The 26030-nt window shown below is 44.1% G+C and carries 24 protein-coding genes and 1 pseudogene; 10 read left to right on the forward strand and 15 right to left on the reverse strand.

Annotated elements, in window-relative coordinates:
• Positions 1-86 precede the first annotated feature (86 nt).
• Positions 87-815 (forward strand): 3-deoxy-D-manno-octulosonic acid kinase, encoded by a 729-nt coding sequence (locus tag J5X96_RS09570; protein ID WP_209363401.1) that lies wholly within the window; start codon positions 87-89, stop codon positions 813-815.
• Positions 816-1180: 365 nt separating this feature from the next.
• Positions 1181-1357: pseudogene (locus J5X96_RS09575) on the forward strand (lipopolysaccharide kinase InaA family protein); the annotation flags it as partial.
• 70 nt (positions 1358-1427) lie between these two features.
• Here the strand turns inward: J5X96_RS09575 and J5X96_RS09580 are convergent.
• Complete coding sequence (locus J5X96_RS09580) at positions 1428-3086, reverse strand: phospho-sugar mutase (RefSeq protein WP_209363403.1); 1659 nt, start codon at positions 3084-3086, stop codon at positions 1428-1430.
• A 249-nt stretch (positions 3087-3335) separates the two neighbouring features.
• Here J5X96_RS09580 and J5X96_RS09585 point away from each other — a divergent pair, with 249 nt between their 5' ends.
• The gene (locus J5X96_RS09585) at positions 3336-4019 is read left to right on the forward strand and encodes a 2,3-diphosphoglycerate-dependent phosphoglycerate mutase (protein WP_209363405.1); all 684 of its coding nucleotides are present in this window, start codon (positions 3336-3338) and stop codon (positions 4017-4019) included.
• A gap of 101 nt (positions 4020-4120) precedes the next feature.
• On the opposite strand, the gene proS is transcribed toward J5X96_RS09585, so the two are convergent.
• Positions 4121-5836: a proline--tRNA ligase gene (gene proS / locus J5X96_RS09590; protein WP_209363413.1), complete on the reverse strand. Its 1716-nt coding sequence runs from the start codon at positions 5834-5836 to the stop codon at positions 4121-4123.
• 153 nt (positions 5837-5989) lie between these two features.
• Between proS and selA the strand changes: the two genes are divergently transcribed.
• Positions 5990-7384 carry an L-seryl-tRNA(Sec) selenium transferase gene (gene selA, locus J5X96_RS09595; RefSeq protein ID WP_209363414.1) on the forward strand — a complete coding sequence of 465 codons (1395 nt, stop codon included), beginning with the start codon at positions 5990-5992 and terminating at the stop codon, positions 7382-7384.
• Entirely contained in the window at positions 7381-9240 is a 1860-nt protein-coding gene (gene selB, locus J5X96_RS09600) for a selenocysteine-specific translation elongation factor (protein WP_209363416.1), read from the forward strand. The genes selA and selB overlap by 4 nt, the downstream gene beginning before the upstream one ends.
• Positions 9241-9267: 27 nt before the next feature.
• Here selB and J5X96_RS09605 read toward each other — a convergent pair whose 3' ends face one another.
• The 8 genes from J5X96_RS09605 to J5X96_RS09635 all read right to left on the reverse strand — a co-directional run bounded on the left by J5X96_RS09605 (position 9268) and on the right by J5X96_RS09635 (position 15680).
• Positions 9268-10125: a Dam family site-specific DNA-(adenine-N6)-methyltransferase gene (locus J5X96_RS09605; protein ID WP_209363418.1), complete on the reverse strand. Its 858-nt coding sequence runs from the start codon at positions 10123-10125 to the stop codon at positions 9268-9270.
• Between the two features lie 4 nt (positions 10126-10129).
• On the reverse strand, positions 10130-11218 hold the full coding sequence (aroB, locus tag J5X96_RS09610; RefSeq protein WP_245193463.1) for a 3-dehydroquinate synthase: 1089 nt from the start codon (positions 11216-11218) through the stop codon (positions 10130-10132).
• A gap of 33 nt (positions 11219-11251) precedes the next feature.
• Positions 11252-11779, reverse strand: a complete 528-nt coding sequence (gene aroK, locus J5X96_RS09805) for a shikimate kinase AroK (protein ID WP_005715891.1) — start codon at positions 11777-11779, stop codon at positions 11252-11254.
• Positions 11780-12001: 222 nt separating this feature from the next.
• Complete coding sequence (locus tag J5X96_RS09615) at positions 12002-13408, reverse strand: type IV pilus secretin PilQ (protein WP_209363420.1); 1407 nt, start codon at positions 13406-13408, stop codon at positions 12002-12004.
• A 9-nt stretch (positions 13409-13417) separates the two neighbouring features.
• Entirely contained in the window at positions 13418-13813 is a 396-nt protein-coding gene (locus J5X96_RS09620; RefSeq protein WP_209363422.1) for a competence protein ComD, read from the reverse strand.
• Entirely contained in the window at positions 13813-14346 is a 534-nt protein-coding gene (locus J5X96_RS09625; RefSeq protein ID WP_209363424.1) for a competence protein, read from the reverse strand. The genes J5X96_RS09620 and J5X96_RS09625 overlap by 1 nt, the downstream gene beginning before the upstream one ends.
• Complete coding sequence (locus J5X96_RS09630; RefSeq protein ID WP_209363426.1) at positions 14343-14861, reverse strand: PilN domain-containing protein; 519 nt, start codon at positions 14859-14861, stop codon at positions 14343-14345. The genes J5X96_RS09625 and J5X96_RS09630 overlap by 4 nt, the downstream gene beginning before the upstream one ends.
• Positions 14862-14870: 9 nt before the next feature.
• Positions 14871-15680 (reverse strand): competence protein ComA, encoded by an 810-nt coding sequence (locus J5X96_RS09635; protein ID WP_209363428.1) that lies wholly within the window; start codon positions 15678-15680, stop codon positions 14871-14873.
• Positions 15681-15806: 126 nt separating this feature from the next.
• Here J5X96_RS09635 and J5X96_RS09640 point away from each other — a divergent pair, with 126 nt between their 5' ends.
• The 5 genes from J5X96_RS09640 (at position 15807) to fis (ending at position 22445) form a co-directional block, all read left to right on the forward strand.
• Entirely contained in the window at positions 15807-18371 is a 2565-nt protein-coding gene (locus tag J5X96_RS09640; RefSeq protein WP_209363429.1) for a penicillin-binding protein 1A, read from the forward strand.
• Positions 18372-18470: 99 nt separating this feature from the next.
• Positions 18471-19316, forward strand: coding sequence for a 23S rRNA (adenine(2030)-N(6))-methyltransferase RlmJ (locus J5X96_RS09645; RefSeq protein WP_209363431.1), 846 nt, complete (start codon positions 18471-18473; stop codon positions 19314-19316).
• A 108-nt stretch (positions 19317-19424) separates the two neighbouring features.
• On the forward strand, positions 19425-20795 hold the full coding sequence (gorA, locus tag J5X96_RS09650; protein WP_209363433.1) for a glutathione-disulfide reductase: 1371 nt from the start codon (positions 19425-19427) through the stop codon (positions 20793-20795).
• Positions 20796-21165: 370 nt separating this feature from the next.
• Positions 21166-22128: a tRNA dihydrouridine synthase DusB gene (gene dusB / locus J5X96_RS09655; RefSeq protein WP_209363435.1), complete on the forward strand. Its 963-nt coding sequence runs from the start codon at positions 21166-21168 to the stop codon at positions 22126-22128.
• A gap of 20 nt (positions 22129-22148) precedes the next feature.
• A complete protein-coding gene (gene fis, locus J5X96_RS09660; protein ID WP_011608721.1) occupies positions 22149-22445 on the forward strand; it encodes a DNA-binding transcriptional regulator Fis in 297 nt (98 codons plus the stop codon).
• A gap of 146 nt (positions 22446-22591) precedes the next feature.
• On the opposite strand, the gene yjgA is transcribed toward fis, so the two are convergent.
• From yjgA to rpmH, 5 genes are all read right to left on the reverse strand, one after another.
• Positions 22592-23131 (reverse strand): ribosome biogenesis factor YjgA, encoded by a 540-nt coding sequence (gene yjgA, locus J5X96_RS09665; protein ID WP_209363437.1) that lies wholly within the window; start codon positions 23129-23131, stop codon positions 22592-22594.
• A gap of 107 nt (positions 23132-23238) precedes the next feature.
• Positions 23239-24870, reverse strand: coding sequence for a membrane protein insertase YidC (gene yidC / locus J5X96_RS09670; protein ID WP_209363439.1), 1632 nt, complete (start codon positions 24868-24870; stop codon positions 23239-23241).
• Positions 24870-25133: a membrane protein insertion efficiency factor YidD gene (yidD, locus tag J5X96_RS09675; protein WP_209363441.1), complete on the reverse strand. Its 264-nt coding sequence runs from the start codon at positions 25131-25133 to the stop codon at positions 24870-24872. Before yidD ends, yidC begins: the two co-directional genes overlap by 1 nt.
• Positions 25097-25456, reverse strand: coding sequence for a ribonuclease P protein component (gene rnpA, locus J5X96_RS09680; RefSeq protein ID WP_209363443.1), 360 nt, complete (start codon positions 25454-25456; stop codon positions 25097-25099). The genes yidD and rnpA overlap by 37 nt, the downstream gene beginning before the upstream one ends.
• A 12-nt stretch (positions 25457-25468) precedes the next feature.
• Positions 25469-25603 (reverse strand): 50S ribosomal protein L34, encoded by a 135-nt coding sequence (rpmH, locus tag J5X96_RS09685; protein WP_007241546.1) that lies wholly within the window; start codon positions 25601-25603, stop codon positions 25469-25471.
• Positions 25604-26030 lie beyond the last annotated feature (427 nt).

Here is a 26030-nt window from a genome sequence, read left to right on the forward strand (position 1 = left end):
AGATCTCTCGTTGATGTTGAATTTGGGAATTGCGTTATTTTAAAGTAGAATGCGCCCATCCGCTATCTCATTTTCAAGGTCGCAAAATGCTTGAATATCAACTGAAAAACGACTTTTTTCTGTTTAATTTTGAACACCCGGAACCCCATCAGGAAGACTTTTTTAACGCCGATTTTTGGCGCCGACAAAACCGCATTTTAGGATCGGCACAAGGGCGCGGCACCACATGGTTTTTACACTCGGCAGATCGCTTCGGTGTAAACACCGCGCTGCGTCATTATTACCGTGGTGGCTTATGGGGCAAGTTCAACAAGGATCGTTACCTTTTTCAGCAGCTACAAAATACTCGTAGCATTGCTGAATTTAACCTGTTAAATCAATTACATCAGGCCGGCCTACCGGTACCCACACCCATTGGAGCACGGGTTCGTAAAGGCAACTTGGGAGTCTGTTATCAAGCTGATTTGCTGAGCGAAAAAATCGAAAATGCCCAAGATCTGACCGCACTTTTGCAGACACAACGTCTTACCGCCGACCAATGGCGACAAATCGGCGGATTGATCCGTCAATTACACGATTTACAAATTTGCCACACCGATCTCAACGCGCACAACATTCTGTGCCAACAACTGGAAGGCGGGACAAAATTTTGGCTCATTGATTTTGATAAGTGCGGTGAAAAATCGGGCAGTTTTTGGAAGGAAGGCAATTTGCAACGATTACAGCGTTCCTTTAACAAAGAAGTGGAACGTATGCACATTCAATTTGACGAGCAGCATTGGCAGCACTTGATGGAAGGTTATTCACAAAAATAATCACTGAATTGGCAACAAAAACGGTAGGCACATTGACCTACCGTTTTTTATTATAGCCAGCCAAAGTCTGGCTATAAAAGTCATAGGCTATGCGTATGGCGCCAAATAGCTTAAGCGATAAACAGAAAAAAATCCTCGCTATATAATGAACAAGGCTGACAAGCGAAACTCAATATATAGGACGATTATTTACCCCCTCGTAGCGTGCAACTTGTTGCACGAATAATTAGCCTCGATGCGTAATTCACGATTTCATGCGTAGCGTGCATCTTGATGCACGACCAAATTACGCACGGAACGTTATTTAACGCTTTCAGGCATTCATGATTTCGTGCAACAAGTTGCACGCTACGATTCTGGAAGGCGGGACAAAATTTTGGTTCATTGATTTTGATAAGTGCGGTGAAAAATCGGGCAGTTTTTGGAAGGAAGGCAATTTGCAACGATTACAACGTTCCTTTAACAAAGAAGTGGAACGTATGCACATTCAATTTGACGGGCAACATTGGCAGCACTTGATGGAAGGTTATTCACAAAAATAATCACGGGATTGGCAACAAAAACGGTAGGCACATTGATCTACCGTTTTTTATTTCTAGTTAGTCCGGCAGATTAGCAATCCTGCTTACCATACGCCTCTTGACGTAAAATCGCGCGAACGGCAGCATCGAATTCCGCCAACACATGATCCGCATTTTTCGGATCAGTACCACGCGCATCAAGATAGAACTTGATTTTCGGTTCAGTACCGGAAGGACGAGCAATCAGACGACTGCCGTTTTCCAAGACGAAGACCAAAATGTCGCTTTGACGGTCGGTTTTGGTGTGGTCAATAAATTGTGCCACATTGAAACCACCGATTTGGCTTGGCGGGTTATTGCGAAGTGCGGTCATTAATTTGCCGATTTCAGACAAATCACTCACACGAATAGAAATTTGTCCGCTCACATAAGCACCAAATTCTTTGGTGAATTCCTCTGCATAATCTGCCAAGGTTTTGCCTTGTTTCTTCAAGCTACGCACTAAATCCAAGAACACGATAGCGGCTGAAATACCGTCTTTATCACGTACTTTGTCCGGATCCACCAAATAACCCAACGCTTCTTCAAAACCGAATAACAAGCCTTGGACTTTACCGATATATTTGAAGCCGGTAAGGGTTTCTTGGGATTCAAAACCATAACGTTTCGCAATCTCTGCCAAGGCAGGCGAGGACACAAGAGAACAAGCCAATACGCCTTTTTTACCTTGTGCTTGATATTGTTTCGCCAAATACCAACCCAAGAAACAACCTACCACATTGCCGTGCAATGGTTTCCAGTTGCCTTCAGCATCCGGCACTGCCACCGCTAAACGGTCAGCATCCGGGTCATTGGCAATAATAAATTCGGCATTGTTTGCTTTTGCCACTTGAATCGCTAAATCTAACGCCCCTTTTTCTTCCGGGTTCGGGAAATTCACGGTTGGGAAAGTGCCATCCGGCCAGACTTGTTCAGCAACGATGTGCGGTTGTGGCAAGCCCGCTTTTGTCAACGTTTTGCTCAACACTTCATAGCCCACGCCGTGCATGGCGGTATAAACGTAGTTAATGTCGGTTTGCGGTTCTTTCGCAAGTGCGGCAGTTTTCGCAATATAAGCGTCCACCACGGTGTCATCTAACACAACGTAATCTTGGCTACGTGGTAAATCTTTCACGCTGCCGGCAGCGACTTTATCAATTAACGCCGCAATGTCTTTATCTGCCGGAGAAACGATTTGTCCGCCGCCGTTGGCTTTGCCTAAATAAACTTTATAGCCGTTATCTTCCGGTGGGTTGTGGCTGGCTGTCACCATCACGCCTGCGGTGGTATCAAAATATTGAATAGCATAAGCCAACACCGGGGTTGGTAATTTACGTGGTAATAAATAGGCTTTAATGCCGGCGCCTGCCATGATTTCAGCCGTGTCGCGTGCAAATACATCGGAGTTTTTACGACCGTCATAGCCAATCACGATGGAAGGCTGTTTGTCATACCCTTTTAAATACTCAGCCAACCCACCGGCAGCTTGTGCCACCAACACACGATTCATCCCCATGGAACCGGCTTGCAGGCGACCGCGCAAACCGGCAGTACCGAATTGTAAACGTCCGTCAAAACGGGCAGCAAGTTCAGCTTCGGCTTTTGTATCGCCACCTTTTGCCGCGCTTAAAAGTGCGGTTAATTCTGCGTGCGTTTCTGCATCCGGATCTTGGTTTAACCAATTTTGTGCTATCTCGAAAAGTGTTGTCATCATGTCTTCCTTCTAGAAAATCAAACATTAAAAATACCTGTTAGACTATCTAAAAAATACTGAAAGTAAAACGTTTATTTCCGATTAATTACAACATTTTGATCTATTTCATAAATTCCCCCAAAGACGATCAAGGTCTTCGCCAAACCCAAATAACATGGCAGAAAATAAAGGCATTTTTTCTTTATCAGAAAGGCTTTTTTTGCTATAACTGAGTGAGTTTTTTTAATTAATCTTAGGAGATCTATCATGGAATTAGTGTTTATTCGTCACGGTTTTAGTGAATGGAATGCAAAAAACTTATTTACCGGTTGGCGTGATGTGAATTTAACCGAACGTGGCGTAGAGGAAGCCAAAGCGGCAGGCAAAAAATTGTTGGATGCCAATTTTGAATTCGACATTGCTTTCACGTCTGTTTTAACTCGTGCGATCAAAACCTGTAATATCGTGTTGGAAGAATCTCACCAATTATGGATTCCACAAGTGAAAAACTGGCGTTTAAACGAACGCCACTACGGTGAGCTACAAGGCTTAGACAAAAAAGCCACCGCCGAAAAATACGGTGATGAGCAAGTTCACATTTGGCGCCGTTCTTACGACACATTGCCACCATTATTAGATCCGAAAGATCCAAATTCTGCCCACAATGACCGTCGCTACGCAAACCTACCGGCTGATGTTATTCCGGATGGTGAAAACTTGAAAGTGACTCTAGAACGCGTACTTCCGTTCTGGGAAGACCAAATCGCACCGGCATTATTAAGCGGCAAACGCGTTTTAGTGGTGGCGCACGGTAACTCTTTGCGCGCACTGGCAAAACACATTGAAGGCATTTCCGATGCGGATATCATGGATTTAGAAATCCCAACCGGTCAGCCATTAGTGTATAAATTAGACGACAACCTAAAAGTGGTCGAAAAATTCTATTTATAATTTTCACGAAATTTGCCATAAAAAATCACCGCACTTTCATCATAAAAGTGCGGTGAATAATAAAAAGTGCGTTTATTTATCATAGCCACTTTATTTTGTGGTTACGCCTTAATTTGGCTTTTTAAGAAGTCAATCAATTGCGCTTTCGCAATCATTTGTTTCTCACCGCTACGACGATTTTTGTATTCGATTTCACCGTTCGCTAAGTTTTTCTCACCGATGACGACCATGTGCGGCACACCGATAAGTTCCATGTCAGCAAACATCACGCCCGGACGTTCTTTACGGTCATCAAAAATCACTTCCACGCCTTGTGCCAATAAAGTGCGGTATAACTCTTCAGCGAATGCTTGCACGCTTTCCGATTTGTGCATATTCATCGGCACAATCGCTACGGTGAACGGCGCCATCGCATCGCTCGGCCAAATAATGCCGCGTTCATCATGATGTTGTTCAATCGCGGCTGCCACAACACGCGTCACACCAATACCATAGCAACCCATGGTGACGACCGTAGGACGACCGTCTTCACCTTGCACTGTCGCATTCATGGCTTTGGAGTATTTATCGCCTAATTGGAAGATATGGCCGACTTCAATACCACGCTTAATTAACAATGTGCCTTTGCCATCCGGGCTTGGGTCGCCTTCCACCACGTTACGAATATCCGCCACTTTCGGCAACGCCACATCGCGTTCCCAGTTAATGTTGAAATAATGCTTACCGTCAATGTTGGCACCGGCACTGAAATCAGACATGATCGCCACGCTGCGGTCAATGATCACCGGAATGTTTAAGTTGACCGGTCCAAGGGAGCCGACGCCTGCGCCAATTTTCGCTTTAATGGCGGCTTCATCAGCAAATTCAAATGGGGAAGCGACTTCTGCCAGTTTCTCCGCTTTGACTTCATTTAATTCGTGATCGCCACGAATGATTAACGCCACTAACGGCTGTTCTTCACTAGCCCCTTTTACAATCAAGGTCTTAACGGTTTTCTCAATCGGTTGGTTAAATTGCGCAACAAGCTCCGCAATGGTTTTCGCATTCGGTGTATCCACCAATTCCATCGCTTTGGTTGGAGCTGCACGCTCACCTACGGCAACGGCTTCGGCAAGTTCGATATTCGCCGCATAATCGGACTCGGTGGAGAAAATCACATCATCTTCGCCACTGTTTGCCAACACTTGGAACTCATGAGACGCGCTACCACCGATAGAACCGGTATCTGCTTGCACAGCACGGAAATCCAAACCTAAGCGGGTGAAAATATTGCTATAAGTTTGGTACATCACATCATAGGTTTGTTGCAAACTTTCTTTGTCCATGTGGAAAGAATAAGCATCTTTCATGATAAATTCACGGCTACGCATCACGCCGAAACGTGGACGCACTTCATCACGGAACTTGGTCTGAATATGGTATAAATTGAGGGGAAGTTGACGGTAAGAAGTCACTTCACGACGCATTAAATCGGTAATCGCTTCTTCATTGGTCGGGCCGATCACAAAACTCCGTTCACCACGGTCGGTGAAACGCAATAATTCCGGGCCATACTGATCCCAACGACCGGACTCTTGCCACAATTCCGCCGGTTGCACGACGGGCATTTTGATCTCAATGGCGCCACTTTTATTCATTTCTTCGCGAATGATGTTTTCCACTTTTTGTAGCACGCGCCAACCGGTTGGCATCCAGTTATAAAGGCCGGAAGCAAGAGGGCGAATCATGCCCGCACGCAACATGAGTTGATGGCTAACAATTGCCGCTTCTGCCGGGGTTTCTTTTAAGGTGGATAATAAATATTTACTTGTACGCATTGAATTACCTATAATTCCAAGAATTTAAAAATACGAGAAAAAATTGGCGTTAGTGTATCTAATGCGCACGAAAAAGCAAAGAAGAAATCAGGTTTCACGCCTTATAATCCCCGCTTAAAATGCCAATTTAACACTCCAGAAAAAGGAATCATCATGTCAGCCCTTTATCAAGCCCTTCCTGCCGTCGATAAATTACTCAAAACCCCGCAAGGTGAACAATTCGTGGCAGAATTTGGCCATAGTGCCACTGTCAGCGTGTCTCGCGAGATGTTGCAACAAGCGCGCGAACATATAAAACGCCATGAAAATCTACCGCACTTTTTGCAAACCGATGACGCGACCTTTCAGTACATCCGCCAACAATTATTGTTACAACAACAAGTGAACATTAAGAGCGTACATAATTTAACCGGCACGGTATTACACACCAATCTTGGACGCGCGTTGTGGTCACCGGCAGCACAACAAGCGGCTCTAGACGCTATGCAGGGCAATGTCGCGTTGGAATATGATTTAGCGGCTGGCGAGCGGAGCCATCGGGACAACTACATCAGCGACTTACTGCAACAACTCACGGGCGCCGAAGCCGCCTGTGTGGTGAACAACAACGCAGCGGCGGTATTACTGATGTTGGCGACTTTCGCGCAGGGTAAAGAGGTGATCATCTCCCGTGGTGAATTAATTGAAATTGGCGGTGCTTTCCGCATTCCCGACATCATGGCACAGGCTGGTTGCAAACTGGTGGAAGTGGGCACCACCAACCGCACCCATTTAAAAGATTATCGCAACGCAATTAACGAAAATACCGCCTTTTTAATGAAAGTTCACAGTAGTAACTACCAAATTTGCGGTTTCACGCATTCTGTTGACGAACAAGAACTGGCGGAATTAGGTAAAGAATTTGGCATTCCGGTCATCACAGATTTAGGCAGCGGCGCGTTAATTGATTTGAAACAATTTGACTTGCCAGAAGAACCGACGGTGCAAGAAAAATTACAACACGGCTTAGATTTAATTTCCTTCTCCGGCGACAAACTGCTTGGCGGACCACAAGCGGGCATTATCGTGGGTAAAAAAGCATTGATTCAACAGCTACAAGCCCATCCGCTCAAACGCGTGTTGCGTTGCGACAAAGTTACTCTTGCCGGGCTGGAAGCCACTTTGCGTTTGTATTTGCAGCCGGAAAAAATCACCGAAAAACTGACCGCACTTCATCTGCTCACTCAGCCCATCGACCAATTACAAGCACAGGCGGAACAACTGAAAAAGCGGTTGGAAAATCGTTTAAATGCAGATTACGTTATTGCGATCGAACCAAGCGAAGCGCAGGTTGGTAGTGGCTCCCAACCGTTGGCACGAATTCCGTCAGTTGCAGTAACCATTGCGCCGGCAACAGAAAAAATGCCGACAAAAACCACCGCACTTTTCGCCCGTTTATTGGCGCTACCGCAACCGGTTATCGGGCGCATTGAACGGGATAAAATTTGGTTGGACTTACGTAGCTTGGCCAATCTCGAACGCTTGCTCAACACGTTGGAGGCGCTATGATTATTGTCACATCCGGACACGTTGACCACGGCAAAACCGCGCTATTACAAGCCCTCACCGGCACGCATACGGCGCATTTACCGGAAGAAAAAAAACGCGGCATGACCATTGATTTAGGCTACGCCTATTTGCCGTTAAAAGATCAAATCCTCGGCTTTATCGACGTGCCGGGGCACGAACGTTTTCTTGCCAATATGTTGGCAGGCTTAGGCGGCATTCATTACGCCATGCTTATCGTTGCCGCAGACGAAGGCGTGCAAGCGCAAACCATCGAGCATTTAAACATTTTGAGCTTATTGCAATTGCAGGAAATCATGGTGGTGATCACCAAAGCCGACCGCGCCGATGCGCAACAAATCGACGCATTAGAACAACAGCTACGCCAACACTATGCCATCTTGGCGAACAGTAAATTCTTCGTGACCTCTGCCACCAGTGGTCAAGGCATCGAAACGCTACGCGATTATTTAGCGCAGTTGCCGGAATTGTCCGAGACAGAAAAACCGTTCCGTTATGCTATCGACCGTATTTTTACCATTAAAGGCGCCGGTACCGTGGTGACGGGCACGGCATTTGCAGGCAAGGTTGCCATTGACGACGAATTGTATTTAAGCAATGGGCAAAAAGTGCGGGTGAAAAATATCCACGCACAAAATGAACAAAGCACAGAAGGCTTGGCAGGGCAACGCCTCGCGCTAAATATTAACTTGGATTTCGACCGCACGTTAATTGAGCGCGGCGATTGGTTGTTCTCCCAACCGCCCGCCAAAGCAACAGATCGCGTCACCGTTTGGCTAGAAAACCAAATTCCACTGAACGAAAGCCAACCGGTGCATATTTATCACGCCGCCTCACACACCACGGGCAAGTTGACGTTATTGCAACAACCCAAACTCGCACCTCAGCAACACGCGCTGGCAGAACTGATTTTAGAACAACCGTTGTTTTTGGCACATGGTGACAAAATCATCTTACGCAACAGCAACTCAACCGCCGTACTCGGTGGCGCAAAAGTGATTGAAATCCATTCACCGAAACGCCATAAGCGCACAGAAGCCCGTTTCGATTATTTACGCCAACTGATTCAAGCAGAAACAGCCGAAAAACGTACCGCACTTTATCTGCAAAATCATGCGGTGGAAGCCGAGCAGTTAATGTGGATTGAGCAACTGACGGACACGCAACTGGATGACATTCTTGAAAAAAACGGCGACATTCGTTTCCAAACCTGGTGTTTTAATGCCGAGTATCGCACGCAACAAACATCTAAATTATTGACCGCACTTGCGCAATATCACGAACAACATCCCGACCAACTCGGCTTAGGCAAAGCCCGTTTATATCGCATTGCGGCACTGAATCAGCCTGAAAAACTGATTTATCATTTTATTGATGAATTATTAGCCGAAAATCAGCTACAACAAACCCGTGGTTGGCTACACACCGCCGATCATAAAATTCAATTTAATGAACAAGAACGCGCATTATGGCAGCAAGTTTTTGAACAATTTGAGCAACATAACGGACAAGCATTATGGGTGCGTGATCTTGCAGGCTTATTAGGGCAAGAAGAAAGTGTCATGCGCAATTTCCTCTACAAAGCCGGTAAATTAGGCTATCTCACCGCTGTGGTAAAAGACCGTTTCTTCCTGACCGAGAACATTTATGCCACCGCTCGCTTAATCAAACAGCTTGTCGCCGGAAAAGAAGGTATATCGGTGAACGAATTGCGAGACGTCTTACAATTCGGACGCAAAATGACCGTCCAACTGGTGGAATATTTTGACCGCTGTGGTTTCTTACGCCGCAAAGGTAATATTCACGTGTTACGCGATGCGGACGTGTTTGATTTGTAAAAGTGCGGTAAGTTTTTAAGTTATTTTTTAGATGTTGAAGACCGCAATCAACTCTCTTACTTTGACGCGTTTATGCGGCGCTTGGCTGATCGAGCGTTGCACTTTTAAGCGGCGGATTTTCGCGCCCTGGTAGATTTCTCGGGTGAATGGCGTGTCGTGATTGGAAATCACCACTTGGACATTGCGTTGTTTCACAGTGTCTTTGGCAAGGTTGGCAAGATCGCGTTGGTTTGCGATGGAAAATTCATTGCCGGAATAATTGGTGAAATTGCTGTTTTGTGAAATGGGGGCATAGGGTGGGTCGCAGTAAATTACGCAGTCTTCATCCGCCATTTGGAAGGTTTGTTGAAAATCGGCGCAAATAAAGACCGCACTTTGTGCTTTAGCGGCAAAAAAACGGAGTTCTTCTTCCGGGAAATAATGGGTTTTGTAAGCGCCGAAAGGCACATTAAATTCGTTTTTGGCGTTGTAGCGACACAAGCCGTTAAAGCCAAAACGATTTAAATACAGGAATAATACGGCACGTTGGAATACATCGGTACTTTGATTAAATTCTTTACGCTTGCTGTAATAGTAACTTTCAGTATTGGCATCCGGGTGGAAGAAAACTGGTTTGCACGCTTGGATGTAACCTTCAACGTCCTGTTTGACGATGTTAAATAGGTGGATTAAATCAGGGTTGATGTCTGCCAGAATGTAGCGTTCGAAATGGCTGTTGAGAAATACCGCACCGGCACCGACAAACGGTTCGACCAAACATTGTTTGCGTTTTGGCAATAAGCGGTTGATCTCGTCTGTGAGACGATATTTACCGCCCGCCCATTTGAGAAAGGGGCGACTTTTAGTTTTGGGTGTTGATGTCGTAGCTTTAGCAGATTTAGGCATGGGGTTAGTCAACTTGCGTACAACGATTGATGGCTTCAATCACCTGTTCTTGTGGGACATCTGTCGCCACATAAGCCTGTCCAAGGGCTTTGAGGAGCACCAAACGCAATTTTCCATTGAGCACTTTTTTATCACGCATCATCAGTGGCAGATAATCTTGTGCGGTCATGCCATCCGGTGAAACGGTTGGCAAATTGGCGCGCGCTAAAAGTTTTTCTAACCGTGCGACATCATGCGGTGTTAAATCGCCTAATTTTTCTGATAACGCCGCAGCCATCATACAGCCGGCGGATACCGCTTCGCCGTGTAACCAGTTGCCGTAACCTAAATGGGTCTCGATGGCATGGCCGAACGTGTGGCCAAGATTTAATAGCGCACGATCGCCTTTTTCCGTTTCATCGCGCGCTACAATATCCGCTTTTAATTGGCAACAACGGGCGATACATTGTTGTAATGCGTTTTGGTCAAGGGCGACTAAGTCATCGATGTGTTGTTCTAACCATTGGAAAAATGGGAAATCTAAAATCACCCCATATTTGATGACTTCGGCTAGGCCGGCGTTGAATTCACGTTTTGGTAAGGTGTTTAGGGTGAGCGTATCGACAATCACGGCACTCGGTTGATAAAACGCGCCGATCATATTTTTGCCTAATTCGTGGTTTACTGCCGTTTTGCCGCCCACGGAAGAATCCACTTGGGCTAATAATGTCGTCGGAATTTGAATAAAACGAATGCCACGTTGATAACTTGCTGCGGCATAGCCTGCCACGTCACCGATGACACCGCCGCCTAATGCCACGATCGTGGTATCGCGTCCATGGTTAGCTTTTAAAAGTGCGGTGAAAATCAGGTTCAAAGAATCCAGTGTCTTGTATTGTTCGCCGTCCGGCAATACCACGTGCTCAACAAGACAACCGATTTTTTCTAAGGTGTCCGTCACGGTAGAAAGATAATGTTGTGCAACAGTTGGATTGGTCACGATCATGACTTTATTGCCGGATTGCAGCGGATAGCAATCGCTATTCGTGAGTAATCCGGCGCCGATATAAATCGGGTAGCTTCTTTCTTTTAATTCAACATTTACATACAACATTTACTTTGCCTTTGAAGTATTTAACCGTTCGCATTAACCGTTGTAGTTGTCAATCAGGTCGATAATTTGTGTCGCCATAACTTTGGCACTTTGCTCGTCAGTTGGTAGGGTGATATCCGCCACTTCTTCATAGAGCGGATTGCGAACTTTAGCTAAGTCTTCCAACACTTGGCGCGGATCGTCAACATCTTGCAATAGCGGACGTTTTTTATCTCGTTGGGTGCGTTGATATTGTTTCTCTACGGTAGTTTCCAAATAAACTACGATACCGCGTGCGGAAAGATGATTGCGGTTGTCTTTTGATAACACTGCACCACCACCGGTAGATAATACAATGCCTTGACGTTGTGTTAATTCATTAATAAGGCGTTCTTCTCTTTTGCGGAATCCTTCTTCGCCCTCTACATCAAAAATCCAACCGATGTCGGCACCGGCGCGTTCTTCAATTTCTGCGTCGGTATCGACAAAATCCATGTTAAGTAGTTGTGCAAGTTGGCGACCGATAGTGCTTTTACCTGCCCCCATAGGCCCCACGAGGAAAATATTACGTTTTTCTGCCATTGTTATTCATCTTAAATTTATGTCATCGGAAAAAATGTGATCTTTTAGAAAATAAGAAACGACCGCAAGTGATGATTCATGTGGTCGTGTGAAAGTTTTGAATAAGTGGAAAAGATCACCCCAAAATTGTCCAAGATTATCTCAATAAATCCCTATTCTTTTCAACCTAAACAAGCGATTTATTTCGTTTACCGCCATGTAAATGACAGGTTCATAGTGAATTTATCGTTTTTTTGCCGGTTCGTTGCGTTTATTCTGAGGCGTTACCTGCGATGATTTTTTTAGACTTTCCGGAAATGCCCCTTGGCGTAAAATATGCGGTGTGACGAAAATCACCAGCTCACGTTTTTGATGGCGTTCACTTTCTTTGCTAAATAAGCGTTTAATGCCCGGAATATCCCCCAACAAAGGCACTTTGTCCACGCCTTTTGTGATGGTATCATGAAAAACACCGCCCAACACGATGGTTTCGCCGTCCTTGGCGAAAACTTGTGTATTAATTTCTTGTTTATCAATGGAAACCACTTCACCCAGGCCGTATGAAACACGTCCACCCGGCGCATTTTGACTGACCACTAAATCCAACAAAATTTGTTTATCCTGTGAAATATGCGGTGTCACTTCCAAGCCTAATACGGCTTCGCGAAATTCTACGCTTTGTGTCCCACTTTTTTCATTCACCATAATGTAAGGCAATTCCGTCCCTTGCTTGATACTCGCGCTTTTCTTATTGGTGGTAAGCAAACGAGGGCTAGCGATAATCTCCACATTGTTTTCCCGCTCAAGTGCGGTCAATTCTAAGTCTAAAAGTCGCCCATTGATTTTCGCCACTTGCAGCGCAACAGAACCGACCGGCGTGGTCGCCGTCGGCAAGTTAACGTTTAATTGATGAGTGATATTGTCAAAACCATTACCAGCCAGACTTCCACTGAGGTGATGCGCATTTTCTGTTGGATTAAAAATTCCCCAACGAACCCCCAATTCTTTGAGGCTTTCACCGTTAATGGTCACAATTCGGGCTTCAATGGCGATTTGTTCAATGGGCTTATCTAATTCTTTAATGAGCTTTTTTAAATTCGCAATGGCTTTCGGTTCATCTTGAATTAACAATAAATTACTGCGATCGTCAAAACTTAAACTGCCGTTGGGAGAAAGGAGCGAACCACTACCGCCGGTGAGCGATTTCATCACTTCCGAAGCTTTCGCAAAATGCAATTTAATCGTGGCAGTGGTGAGTTGTGTGGGTTGTTCCATCATCTCGGCAGGCAACGTAAAAGGCGTTTCCATTTGGGTGGCAAATTTGGCGGCGGTCTCAAGTTTACTTAAATAATAAATACCGTTTTCTTGCCACAAATCCAACTGCTTGATTTTGGCAACAGACCGAAAGAGCTGATCCAAGTCCACGTTATCCAGTTGAAGTGAAAGGGTGCCTTGTAATTCATCGTCAATAATTAAATTGACGTTTTGTGCTAATGCCAGCTGTTGCAACGTTGGCACTAATGGTGCTTGCTTCAACCGAATCGAAAACACGCGAGGTTGTTCCGCATATACGGCAAAGCTCATCACCAGACTCACAAAACATCCGAAAAACAGACCGCACTTTAGGCAGAGGGAAAGCACTAATTTCATCAATCTTCCTTAAAATTTCACTTGAAAAGGGGTGGTTTTCTCACAGTTCGCACTAGTGTCCCAACGTAAAAAATCAATGTGTTGTTTGTCGATTTTAGTAATTTGAATATGCTCGACAGCAATCAAATCGCCGGGATGGGCAAGGCTGACTTGATTGTCAGCAAGCAAGATGACTTGCCAATCGGTGTGATGTTGTAATACGCCGATCACTTGAATCTGTTCAAAGGCCGTTTGCGGGAAAATGGTTGAAGGTGCAGTGTGGCAGGTTAAATTTAGCGTGCTGTTTTGTTTTTCCGGTGCGGCTTGCGTCGTACTTTGCCGGCGATTTTTGTCAAAGGGATCTTTCGCTAAACCGGCGTGGCTGATCATCACGCTGATGAATAACCATAACATTTGTCTTACCATTATTTTTCCTCGGGATTGAACTGGAATAACAATTCGCTGAAAAGGATACTGTCGTCATTCGGCTCGCTGCGTTTTTGCACCTGCCATTCCACCAACGCCAACCCATTACTTGCCGTTAAAAGTGCGGTCAAAAATGCACTTAACTCATCAAAATAGCCTTGAACGTGCAGTGTTAACAACGCTGTTTGATGAAAGTCCCACTGGCTATGTTCAATGTGTAATGATTGGGCAAGCTGTTGAATTTGCTGATTAATTGCTGCAAGTTTGCCGGCTAATTTTGGTGTAAGTAAATGCTTATCGGCTTTTTCTTTTAGTGCTGCCAAAATTTTTTGTTGATGTGCTAGTGTCGCCTGTTGCATTTCCTGTTGTTCTGTCAGTTGTGCTAATTGTGTCCATTGCTGCCAATAATGTTGTGCCGGCAAAGAAAGTGAGGCAACACCCAGCGCACATAACAAGGCCGTCTGTTGCCAAGCAGCAAGCTGATACCAATGGCTGAATAGGTTTGTCGTCGCCATTTTATCTATCCATTTCATGGGGTTACCTGCAATTTGAGATCAAACTGAAATCGCATTTCTTGCGCTTGCGGTTTAAATTCCGTGAGTTTCACTTCGCTAAATAACGCTTGCTCGGTCAGAAAATGGTTAAGACGATCGAACTCCTCTTGGCTAACACTTTGGCCGGTAAGCGTTAAATGATGCTCCGAAAGCGCCAACGCGGATAGCTCTCCTTGTGTAAGTGGTAACTCAGCTAATTGATTTAACAATAAAAAAAACGTTTCTTTGGTGATTGCTTGGGTCTCTTGGTCATGACGTTGATGATGTCTGATCTGCTGAATGTGTTGTTGTGTAAGTTGTAGCTCACGTTGCAATGCAACGTATTCATGTTGTAATTTTTCCGCCTGTTTTGCGTACTGTTCGGCAGCACGGTATAACCCCACGCTAATTACCGTACAAAGCACTGCACCTGCCACGCATTTCGTCACCAAGGCTTTGACCTGCCGGCGGCGTTGCTGTAATCGCCACGGCAACAGATTAATGTCTTTTTTCATCGCCCTTCCTTAACCAATCGGTGCATCGAAAAGTGCGGTGGATTTGGCATACGTATCTTGTTGCCATAAGGCATTACCAAGGGCGATAAGCGGCAATTCCGTTGAGAGACAATGCCAGTGATCCGGCACTGCTGTTTCAGTGTCTTCCGTTTGCAAGTAAAAAACGGCTTCCAGTTTTTCGTCATAACGATGGCAATATTGCTCAAAAAGTGCGGTCAAATTTGTCTCTGTTTGGAATAAGGTTTGATTTTGTTGCAGTTTAGATTGTACGGCTAATCCGCCTTGTTCATCTTGATATAAGAAAATGGCCGCTGCCGGCAAGGGCTTGCCTAACACATATTCTGCGCCACGTAACAAGGCTTTTGCCATGTTGTCTAACACCTCAATCTGTAGCGGCATAAATTGCTGTAAGTAATCCGTTGCAATTTGTTGGCGAATCGCGAAGATTTCCAAACGGAACCCCTGTTTTAATGGGGTGGCGGCATAGTCATACCAAATCTCCTCAAGCGGCAACGGCAGCTCGTTGGAAAGTGTAAAATGACATTGTTGCTCACATTCCAGCGGGGTGAGATTGTGCGGCAAAATCAGTGTTTTTTGCCAGATATGATGCGGCATGATGGCGGTAATAAATTTATAAGGCGATTTTCTGCGTGCAGGCATAGCAAGTCGGCGATTAAGGGTGGCGGGAAGCTCCAGTAAATCTAATTTTTCCAAACACTCACTATGCGGACGATTGTCCTTATCGAACCAAACCACATCAATAGCGTGATGACGCAACCAGAGGCCGACTTGAATTGAAGGTGTACGTTTTATGAACATAAATTTATCCTGATTCCCCCGATTTCCAACAGTTTTCGCTTTTTCTTTAGGCGCGTAGTCTTTATACTTATTGGCTAACTTTATTTTAATTTTCTTAACCCCCTTTAAGTAAGCGAGAAATTTTCGATGCGGATCGCAAAATTAATATTAAGCACCTTGTTAACCTTATTTATTCTGGGCTGTGTTGCTGTCGGCATGGTCTATGTCCAGTTCAAATCAGAGTTACCCGATGTAGAAAGTTTAAAAACGGTGGAGTTGCAACAGCCGATGCAAATTTACACCTCAGACGGTAAGTTGATTGGTGAAGTCGGTGAACAACGTCGTATTCCGGTAAAATTGGAAAATATTCCTGAAAAATTAATTCAAGCCGTATTGGCAACAGAAGATAGTCGTTTTTATGATCACCATGGGCTAGATCCGATCGGGATCGGCCGTGCGGTGATGGTGGCGATCAGTAAAGGTGGAGCTTCCCAAGGGGCAAGTACCATCACGCAACAGTTGGCACGTAACTTCTTCTTAACACCGGAAAAAAGTTTGATTCGTAAAGCCAAAGAGGCGATTTTAGCTATTGAGATCGAAAACGCCCTGGATAAAAACGAAATTCTTGAGCTTTACTTAAATAAAATTTATCTCGGCTACCGTTCTTACGGCGTTGCGGCTGCGGCAAAAACCTATTTTGGTAAGGAATTAAATCAATTAACCTTATCTGAAATGGCTGTCATTGCCGGTTTGCCAAAAGCCCCTTCCACAATGAACCCACTCTCCTCGCCAAAACGTGCGCTGGAGCGTCGCAATGTTGTGTTGTGGCGTATGTTGGATCAAAAATACATCACACAACAAGAATACGATGCTGCCCTAAAAGAGCCGATTGTCGCCAGCTATCATGGTGCGAAATTAGATTTTCGTGCGGATTATGTGACAGAAATGGTGCGTCAGGAAATGGTAAAACGCTTTGGTGAAGAAAATGCCTACACCAAAGGTTATCAAGTCTATACCACCGTGCTTTCTAACGACCAAGAAGTCGCGCAAAAAGCCGTGCGTGATAATTTAATCGCTTATGATATGCGTCATGGCTACCGTGGCGGTGCGCCATTGTGGAAAAAAGGCGAAACCCCTTGGGATAACGACACCATTATTGGCTTCTTGAAAAAATTACCGAATTCTGAACCGTTTATTCCCGCCGCCGTCATCAGCGTTTCCAAATCCGGCGCAGAATTGCTGTTAGCATCTGAGGAAAAGATGACATTGCCAAGTAGCGCCATGCGTTGGACCGGACAAGCCAATCCGGTGAAAACAGGGGATCAAATTTGGATTCGTAAAAATGACAAGGGTGAATGGGTCTTAGGCCAGATTCCGCAAGCTAACTCCGCGTTAGTGTCATTAAACAGTGACAACGGTGCCATTGAAGCCATTGTGGGCGGTTTTAGTTTTGAACAAAGTAAATTTAACCGTGCAACACAATCTTTGGTACAAGTGGGCTCTTCCATTAAACCGTTTATTTATGCTGCTGCCTTAGAAAAAGGCTTAACCCTATCCAGTGTGTTGCAAGATACGCCGATTGTATTAAAAAAACCGGGACAAAAAGAATGGCGCCCGAAAAATTCCCCGGATCGTTATGATGGCCCGTTACGTTTACGAGTAGGATTGGGGCAATCTAAAAACATGATTGCGATCCGTGCCATGCAAATGACCGGCGTTGATTTCGTGGCGGATTTCTTACAACGTTTCGGTTTCAAACGGGATCAATATTTTGCCAGTGAAGCCCTTGCATTAGGTGCGGCCTCCTTTACACCACTTGAAATGGCTCGCGGTTATGCGGTGTTCGATAATGGCGGTTATTTAATCGATCCTTATATTATCAATAAAATCTTAGATAACACCGGCAAGGAAATTTTTGTGGCGAATCCGAAATTAGCTTGCCCAACTTGTGATGACGTACCGGTGATTTATGGTGAAACAGAAAAGCTAGATGGCTTTAAAAATACGGATTTGACGGTTGCGGATAATTTAAAACGCAGTGATGAGGCGACCAACGGAGAAGAAGAAATCGAGCAAGGGGAAAATGTGCCGGATATTCCGGAATTACAACCGCGTGCTGATGCAATAAAAGAAGAGAATTTGAATTTTATGGCAGACGCGAAAACAAGCTCATCCGCCACACAATATGCTCCACGGGTTATTAGCGGTGAATTAGCCTTCTTAATTCGCAGCGCATTAAATACCGCTATCTATGGTGAACAAGGATTGGGTTGGAAAGGCACCAGTTGGCGGATGGCAAACGAAATTAAACGTAAAGACATTGGCGGTAAAACCGGAACGACCAATAACTCCAAGGTCGCATGGTATGCCGGTTTTGGTGCGAATTTAACCACTGCCGTGTATATTGGTTTCGATGATAATAAATTTAATTTAGGCCGTGGCGAAGCCGGTGCGAAAAGTGCGATGCCGGCATGGATAAGTTATATGAAGGCTATTTTGAAAGATACACCTGAGCGTAATTTACCGACACCGGCAAATATTGTGGAAAAACGCATTGATGTGCGTTCTGGTTTGCTAGCCAACGGTGGGCGTGTGGAATATTTTATTAAAGGCACCGAACCAACCCGTGTTTATGTTGAAGAGCGTGGCTATTATGTACCAAGTGAGTTATTAAACAATCCTGCCGGTGGTCAACCGGAAGAATTATTCTAGTGTATTATAGGAGGCCCGACAGCTGTTGGGCTTCTTTTTTCTGCACAAAAGTGCGGTGGTTTTTTACAACGTTTTTTGAAACGGTTATAAGTAGGATTTATGCTAAGTTATCGCCATAGTTTTCATGCCGGCAACCATGCGGATGTGTTAAAGCATATCGTGTTAATGCTGATTATCGAAAGCCTACAGCAAAAAGAAAAAGGTTTTTATTATTTAGATACCCATGCAGGCGCAGGGCGTTATCGTCTGTTTAGCCAAGAGGCGGAGAAAACGGCAGAATATGTGGACGGCATTGGGCGTTTGTGGGAGCAAGAGGATTTACCGCCGGAAGTGGCGCGCTATGTGGCACTGATTAAAAAACTCAACTATGGCGGGAAAGAATTGCGCTATTACGCCGGTTCCCCGTTATTAGCTGCCAATTTATTGCGCCCACAGGATCGCGCATTAATGATGGAATTGCACCCAAGCGAATTTCCGTTATTACGCAATAATTTCAAAGAATTTGAAAATGTGACGGTGAAAATCGGCGATGGCTTTCAGCAAGTCAAAGCCACATTACCGCCCAAAGAGCGTCGTGGCTTGGTGCTAATTGACCCACCTTATGAACTGAAAGAAGACTATGATTTGGTGGTGAAAGCCATTGAAGAAGGCTACAAACGTTTTGCGACCGGTGTGTATGCCATTTGGTATCCGGTGGTGCTACGTCAGCAAACAAAATGCATCATTAAAGGCTTGGAAGCTTCGGGCATTCGTAAAATTTTGCAAATTGAATTGGCGGTGCGCCCAGATTCAGATCAACGTGGTATGACGGCGAGCGGCATGATTGTGGTGAATCCGCCATGGACGTTGGAACAACAGATGAAATCCATTTTGCCGTATTTAACCACCGCACTTGTGCCACAAGGTACCGGCAATTGGTCGGTGAATTGGATTACGCCGGAGTAATTTCGTTGACAGAGATAATACCGATTAGACCGATTTATTTATTCAGTTTGCATGAAAAACGCAGTTTATTAGAGAATATGGCGTAATTTTATTTATTAAGGACAGACTATGACAAAACATTATGACTATATTGCCATCGGTGGTGGCAGTGGCGGTATCGCTTCCGTTAACCGTGCAGCAAGTTATGGCAAAAAATGTGCCATTATTGAAGCAAAACATTTAGGTGGAACCTGTGTTAACGTGGGCTGCGTGCCGAAAAAAGTGATGTTCTATGGCGCACAAATTGCGGAAGCCATCCATCATTATGCACCGGATTACGGTTTTGATGTGGGTGTGAAAAAATTTGATTTCGCTAAGTTGGTGGAAAGCCGTCAAGCCTATATTTCCCGTATTCATACTTCATATGATAACGTATTGGCAAAAAATAACGTGGAGGTGATTCGTGGTTTTGCCAAATTTGTGAATAAAAATACCCTTGAAGTGACTTTCGGCGATGGTTCCACCGAGCAAGTGACTGCAGATCATATCTTGATTGCTACAGGCGGACGCCCAAGTATTCCAGCAATAAAAGGCGCGGAATACGGTATTGATTCTAATGGCGTTTTTGCGTTAACCGAACTGCCTAAACGCACAGCCGTTGTCGGCGCAGGTTATATTGCCGTGGAGTTGGCAGGCGTCTTGAACAGCCTTGGTGTGGAAACCCATTTATTTGTGCGTAAACACGCGCCGTTGCGTAATTTTGATCCAATGATGGTGGAAACCTTGGTGGAATCTATGCAACAAGACGGCATTACGCTGCACACCCATGCCATTCCAAAAGAGGTGGTGAAAAATGCAGACGGTTCAGTAACGCTTCACCTTGAAGACGGTCGTGAGCAAACCGTAGATTGCCTGATTTGGGCGATAGGACGTGAGCCGACGACTGATAAAATTAATTTACAAGCCGCCGGCGTAGAAGCGAATGCGCGTGGTTTCATCAAGGTGGATAAATACCAAAACACCAATGTGCCGGGGATTTATGCGGTAGGCGATATTATTGAAGGCGGCATTGAACTCACGCCGGTGGCAGTTGCAGCCGGACGTCGTTTATCCGAACGCCTGTTTAACAATAAACCAAACGAACATTTAGACTATAATTTAGTGCCGTCCGTGGTGTTCAGTCATCCGCCAATTGGCACTGTCGGATTAACCGAACCACAAGCCATTGAACAATATGGTGCGGAAAATGTGAAAGTGTATAAGTCTTCCTTTACCTCTATGTATACGGCTGTCACCCAGCATCGTCAACCTTGCCGTATGAAATTGGTATGCGTTGGTAAAGAGGAAAAAATTGTGGGCTTACATGGTATCGGTTTTGGCGTGGACGAAATGATCCAAGGTTTTGCTGTTGCTATTAAAATGGGCGCGACAAAAGCAGATTTTGACAACACAGTGGCTATTCACCCGACCGGTTCGGAAGAATTCGTGACCATGCGTTAATACTTTGTGAACAATCACTTCGGGCCTGAACATCATCAGGCCCTTTGTTTTTCGAAAATAATAAGAAAAACGACCGCACTTTGTATAGTGTCAACACATACTAAACGCCATAGCGACGATCATCAGACCACTGCGATTTTTCACCGATTTCCGCCCCTTTTAAAACAACTTTTTCGGCAGATTTTTTGATTCACAATGACTTATCTCACTTTCACGTCTTCCCACCTCATTGCTAATTTCACCGGATGATCAAAAAAATCTATTTTGTATAAAAATTACCCTTTGCAAATGTTCGAAAAGTGCGTATGATAGCGCACCTTGTCGGTTGGCAACCGAGCTTGGTCAAGTCGTTGGAAATTTGGGAGTCATAATGCGGATTGGTCATTATCAATTAAAAAATCGCATTTTATTGGCGCCCATGGCCGGCATTACTGATCAACCTTTTCGTCGAATTTGTGCTACATACGGCGCAGGTTTGACCTTCTCAGAAATGATGTCAACCAACCCGCAGGTATGGCACACCGAGAAATCGAAATTGCGTCTGGCTCATCACCAAGACGCCGGTATAAACGCCGTACAAATTGCGGGTTCCGATCCCGATGAAATGGCACAAGCCGCTCAAGTTAATGTGGAATACGGCGCTCAAATTATTGATATTAATATGGGCTGTCCGGCAAAGAAGGTGAATCGTAAAATGGCGGGCTCCGCACTTTTACAATATCCCCAACTTGTTCGACAAATTCTTGAGTCTGTGGTGAAGTCTGTTGAGGTTCCGGTAACCTTAAAAATTCGCACTGGTTGGGATTTGGAAAATCGAAATTGTGTAGAAATCGCCAAAATCGCGGAACAAAGTGGTATTCAAGCGTTAACCATTCATGGTCGTACCCGCGCCTGCAAATTTGAAGGCGAGGCGGAATATGAACATATTCGATTGGTGAAACAGCAAGTTTCCATTCCAGTGATTGCTAATGGTGATATTACTTCTGCCCAAAAAGCCAAAGCGGTACTCGATGATACGGGTGCGGATGGCATTATGATCGGACGTGGTGCATTAGGCCGACCTTGGTTGTTTCAATCTGTGGTCGGACTGGTGGAACATGATTCGATTATTCAGGCGCCAAGCTTAGAAGAAAAATGTCGTGTAATTTTACAGCATATCCGTGAATTGCATCGCTTTTACGGAGAAGAAAAAGGCTACCGAATTGCACGCAAGCATATTGCTTGGTATTTACAGGACATTCAACCCGATTCTGTTTTTAAACAAGATTTTAATGCGCTCACCTCTGCTTCGGCACAATTGTCCGCATTAGAGCGATTTTTTAGTTTAATTTGATTTAATTAATGGATAGAAAAATGCTAGAACAACGTAATCCGGCAGAAGCATTAACTGTTTCAGTGCTGAATTCTCAATCTCAAGTCACTAACAAACCATTGCGCGACTCTGTAAAACAAGCGTTAAGAAATTATTTATCCCAATTGGACGGTCAAGATGTGAATGATCTGTATGAATTGGTACTGGCAGAAGTCGAACACCCAATGTTAGATATGATTATGCAATATACTCGCGGCAATCAAACTCGTGCTGCAACTATGCTCGGTATTAACCGCGGCACTTTGCGTAAAAAATTAAAAAAATACGGTATGGGTTAGTTTTTAACTGATTTTGATCGTAGCCCTTGTCCCTGTGACAAGGGCTTTTTGTTTATTCAGTAGTTTATTGTGGTCATAACCAATCCAAAAACCATTTGACTGTATTAAACTCCACATTCACGCTTTTAAAGCCTTATCACCGCCTACTAAAACGACTCCGTAAGAAAGATCTCCTTTAAACATTGAAAAAGTTCACGATACGCTTTGGCAGGTTTATTTTGCTCTCTTTCTTTTTTGGCTGAACGAATAAGATTGCGTAATTGTTGTCGGTCGGCTTGTGGATAGTCATTAAGTAGGCGAGTTAATGCCGTGTCGCCTTGTTCGATGAGTTCATCACGCAATAATTCTAGTTTGTGTAGGACTATCTGCTGTTGTAAGTGTTTATTTTCAATCTTATCAAGTGCCTCTTGAATAGGTTCAACGTCTGTACTTCGCAATAATTTACCAATATATTGTAACTGGCGACGACGTGCTTCTTTTTGCAAACGCTGAGCAAGAAAAATCACCTCTTGTAAGTTATCATCAAGTGGAATTTTGTCTAATTTTGCCGGGGTTAACTCAACCAATTTTTCACCGAGTTTTTTTAATGCTTCGGCATCACGTTTTATTTCACTTTTACTAACCCAAATAATCTCTTCTTGTTCTTCATTTTGCCATTCAAAATCATCTTGTTTGCGTTTTGCCATGTGTTATCTCCGATTCTGTGTCGTTCTTTTGGGAAGTAAGATAAAAAGAGGACTGGTTTCTTAGAAACCAGTCCCGATGTTACTTACTTTCATTGAAAGCGTAAGGTTTATTTTTTATGACGGGTATGTAACCCTTTTTTCTCTAAACCACGATAAATCAGCTGTTGTTGGATAATCGTGATGAGGTTAGACACTAACCAGTAAAGTACCAAACCTGCCGGGAACCAGAGGAAGAATACCATAAACATTAATGGCATGAAGTTCATGATTTTTTGTTGCATTGAGTCAGCCGCCGCTGTCGGTGACATTTTTTGCAACAAGAACATGGATGCGCCCATTAAGATTGGTAGGATGTAATACGGATCTTGTGCAGACAAGTCTTGAATCCAGCCAAAGAATGGCGCATGGCGTAGTTCAACCGCTTCCATAAACGTCCAGTATAAAGCGATGAAAATCGGCATTTGTAACAATAACGGGAAGCAACCGCCTAATGGATTCACTTTTTCGTCTCGATACAATTTCATCATTTCTTCGCTCATACGTTGACGATCATCACCGAAACGTTCGCGCATTTCTTGCAATTTCGGTTGTAACATACGCATTTTGGCCATAGACGTGTATTGCGCTTTCGTAAGCGGATATAAAATGGCTTTCACGATTAATGTAATACAGATGATGGCAACGCCCCAGTTATGGACTAATTGCTGAATAAACGTAAGTAACCAGAAAAGCGGTTTTGCAATGAACCATGCCCAACCATAGTCCACGGTTAAATCTAAATGATCGGCCACTTTTGCCATTTCATTTTGTAATTTTGGACCTGTCCATAATTTGCTGGTTAAGGTTTCAGTGCTGTGTGGTTGAATCACTACCGCCGGACTACGATAACCAATTGAGCCGACATTATTAGCTTTATCAGTTCGGGTATAAAGCTGATTATCTACATCTTGATTTGGGATCCAAGCAGAAACAAAGTAATGCTGTAATACCGCAACCCAACCAGCTTTTGTTTGAATAGAGAGATCGGCATTTTCCATATCGCTGAAACTGTATTTTTTGTAGTTAGTTTCAGAAGAAGAATAAGCACCACCGGTGTAGGTTGGCATCGCGATGCTATCGGAACTGTCCACTAAACGATGCTTTAATTGAGCATAAGGTTCAACTTCAATTGCCGCATCACTTTGGTTATTAATTTCATAATTAACCGCAACCGCATATTCACCACGTTTCAACACAAAAATTTTGCGATAGGTTACCCCGTTACGCTCATAGGTAAAAGGAACCGCCAATTCATTTTGTCCTTCTGCCAATTTAAAGGTATCGCCTTCCACTTGGTATAAGGCACGTTCAGCTTTGGTATCAATGCCGTCTTTACCAATTAACCCACTTTGCGCAACATACTGGTGTTCCGGTGTATTTTGTAATAATACGAATGGCGTATTAGAATTCAATTCGGCATCGTATTTTAATAATTCTGAACGGATAACATCACCACCAGCTGTATTGATTTGCAAGCGGAATACATCATTTTCTAAGGTGATAATACGACCGTTGGTTGACGTTTCGTTTGTTGCTGCAACGGCATTTAAATTTGCTGAAGAGGGAACATCAGAAACGGCATTTTTTACTTGCTCGGTAACCGTTGGTTTTGGCGTGTGATAATCAAGTTGCCATTGCTGATAAACAACAAAAGACATAAAGAGTAGTGCGATGACTAGCAGGCTTCGTCTTGAATCCATTATTTATTCTCTGTTTTGTTATTATTGATCTTTGGTGGAACAGGATCGTATCCACCCGCGTGTAAGGGATGACATTTTAATATACGTTTTATCGTAAGCCAACCTCCTTTTACCATGCCATGGTTTTTTAACGCCTCAATGCCATAGCAGGAACAAGTGGGAGTGAAACGGCAGCGAGGGCCGATTAATGGGCTGATAACAACTTGATAGAACCGAATGAATCCGATCAGGATTTTTGCGCCAAACGAATGTGTCGTTGCCATAATTTATCCAGTATTTGCCATAAAGTGCGGTTGTCTAAACGACCAATTCCTTGTTTAGCGACAACAACAAAATCATAAGACGGTAAACGGTGTTGGCTCAAACGAAAGGATTCACGGCATAAACGCTTAATACGATTACGATCATGGGCACGTTTGAGGTGTTTTTTTGCCACAGTTAAACCTAAGCGTGGGTGCTCAAGGTGATTTTGGCGAGCAAGAATGGTGATTTCAGGTGAACTAGCGCGAAACGGCTGTTGGAAGACGTATTTAAAATGTTCGGGAGTTAACAAACGTAACTCCCTAGGAAAGTTTAGCTTAACCACATTGATATGCGATTAGGCAGATAAACTTTTACGACCTTTAGCACGACGACGAGCTAAAACTTGACGGCCATTTTTAGTTGCCATACGAGCACGGAAACCGTGAGTACGGTTACGTTTTAATACAGAAGGTTGAAATGTGCGTTTCATTATAATGTACCTAAGTCAAAGAGTTTCAGTAACTGTTTCTACTTTAAACGTTAGAAAACGTTTAAATAAACAAAGATTATCAAAAAATAAGGAACGGAATTGTAATCATAAATTCAGCGTTCGTCAAATGAGATTAGGGCAAAACACGGCAATCCGTTCATTTTTCCATCACCCACAGCATTTAAAAGCGAGGCGATTATACGGTTTTGGCTAAAAATGGCAAGCAACCTTTTTTGCTTTTTTTGATCGTGGGTTGAAGATCTTTTTCTCCCTTTATTGTAGAATAATTCCCTTTCCAACCGCACTTTCAGCCGAAGATCCGCGTTTTAGGATGTTCGGTTGCCTAGGCTACATAAAAACAAACATATCGCCGGTTGGTTAAACACCTATGAAAATCATCAATTACTATTAATTAGGGATACATAAA

Source organism: Aggregatibacter sp. 2125159857 (assembly GCF_017798005.1).
In the GTDB taxonomy this organism is placed as follows: domain Bacteria; phylum Pseudomonadota; class Gammaproteobacteria; order Enterobacterales; family Pasteurellaceae; genus Aggregatibacter.

Coding starts and splice junctions, on each gene's coding strand:
- J5X96_RS09570 (WP_209363401.1), top strand. CDS start 87: ATGCTTGAATATCAACTGAAAAACGACTTTTTTCTGTTTAATTTTGAA.
- J5X96_RS09580 (WP_209363403.1), bottom strand. CDS start 3,086: ATGACAACACTTTTCGAGATAGCACAAAATTGGTTAAACCAAGATCCG.
- J5X96_RS09585 (WP_209363405.1), top strand. CDS start 3,336: ATGGAATTAGTGTTTATTCGTCACGGTTTTAGTGAATGGAATGCAAAA.
- proS (WP_209363413.1), bottom strand. CDS start 5,836: ATGCGTACAAGTAAATATTTATTATCCACCTTAAAAGAAACCCCGGCA.
- selA (WP_209363414.1), top strand. CDS start 5,990: ATGTCAGCCCTTTATCAAGCCCTTCCTGCCGTCGATAAATTACTCAAA.
- selB (WP_209363416.1), top strand. CDS start 7,381: ATGATTATTGTCACATCCGGACACGTTGACCACGGCAAAACCGCGCTA.
- J5X96_RS09605 (WP_209363418.1), bottom strand. CDS start 10,125: ATGCCTAAATCTGCTAAAGCTACGACATCAACACCCAAAACTAAAAGT.
- aroB (WP_245193463.1), bottom strand. CDS start 11,218: ATGTTGTATGTAAATGTTGAATTAAAAGAAAGAAGCTACCCGATTTAT.
- aroK (WP_005715891.1), bottom strand. CDS start 11,779: ATGGCAGAAAAACGTAATATTTTCCTCGTGGGGCCTATGGGGGCAGGT.
- J5X96_RS09615 (WP_209363420.1), bottom strand. CDS start 13,408: ATGAAATTAGTGCTTTCCCTCTGCCTAAAGTGCGGTCTGTTTTTCGGA.
- J5X96_RS09620 (WP_209363422.1), bottom strand. CDS start 13,813: ATGGTAAGACAAATGTTATGGTTATTCATCAGCGTGATGATCAGCCAC.
- J5X96_RS09625 (WP_209363424.1), bottom strand. CDS start 14,346: ATGAAATGGATAGATAAAATGGCGACGACAAACCTATTCAGCCATTGG.
- J5X96_RS09630 (WP_209363426.1), bottom strand. CDS start 14,861: ATGAAAAAAGACATTAATCTGTTGCCGTGGCGATTACAGCAACGCCGC.
- J5X96_RS09635 (WP_209363428.1), bottom strand. CDS start 15,680: ATGTTCATAAAACGTACACCTTCAATTCAAGTCGGCCTCTGGTTGCGT.
- J5X96_RS09640 (WP_209363429.1), top strand. CDS start 15,807: ATGCGGATCGCAAAATTAATATTAAGCACCTTGTTAACCTTATTTATT.
- J5X96_RS09645 (WP_209363431.1), top strand. CDS start 18,471: ATGCTAAGTTATCGCCATAGTTTTCATGCCGGCAACCATGCGGATGTG.
- gorA (WP_209363433.1), top strand. CDS start 19,425: ATGACAAAACATTATGACTATATTGCCATCGGTGGTGGCAGTGGCGGT.
- dusB (WP_209363435.1), top strand. CDS start 21,166: ATGCGGATTGGTCATTATCAATTAAAAAATCGCATTTTATTGGCGCCC.
- fis (WP_011608721.1), top strand. CDS start 22,149: ATGCTAGAACAACGTAATCCGGCAGAAGCATTAACTGTTTCAGTGCTG.
- yjgA (WP_209363437.1), bottom strand. CDS start 23,131: ATGGCAAAACGCAAACAAGATGATTTTGAATGGCAAAATGAAGAACAA.
- yidC (WP_209363439.1), bottom strand. CDS start 24,870: ATGGATTCAAGACGAAGCCTGCTAGTCATCGCACTACTCTTTATGTCT.
- yidD (WP_209363441.1), bottom strand. CDS start 25,133: ATGGCAACGACACATTCGTTTGGCGCAAAAATCCTGATCGGATTCATT.
- rpmH (WP_007241546.1), bottom strand. CDS start 25,603: ATGAAACGCACATTTCAACCTTCTGTATTAAAACGTAACCGTACTCAC.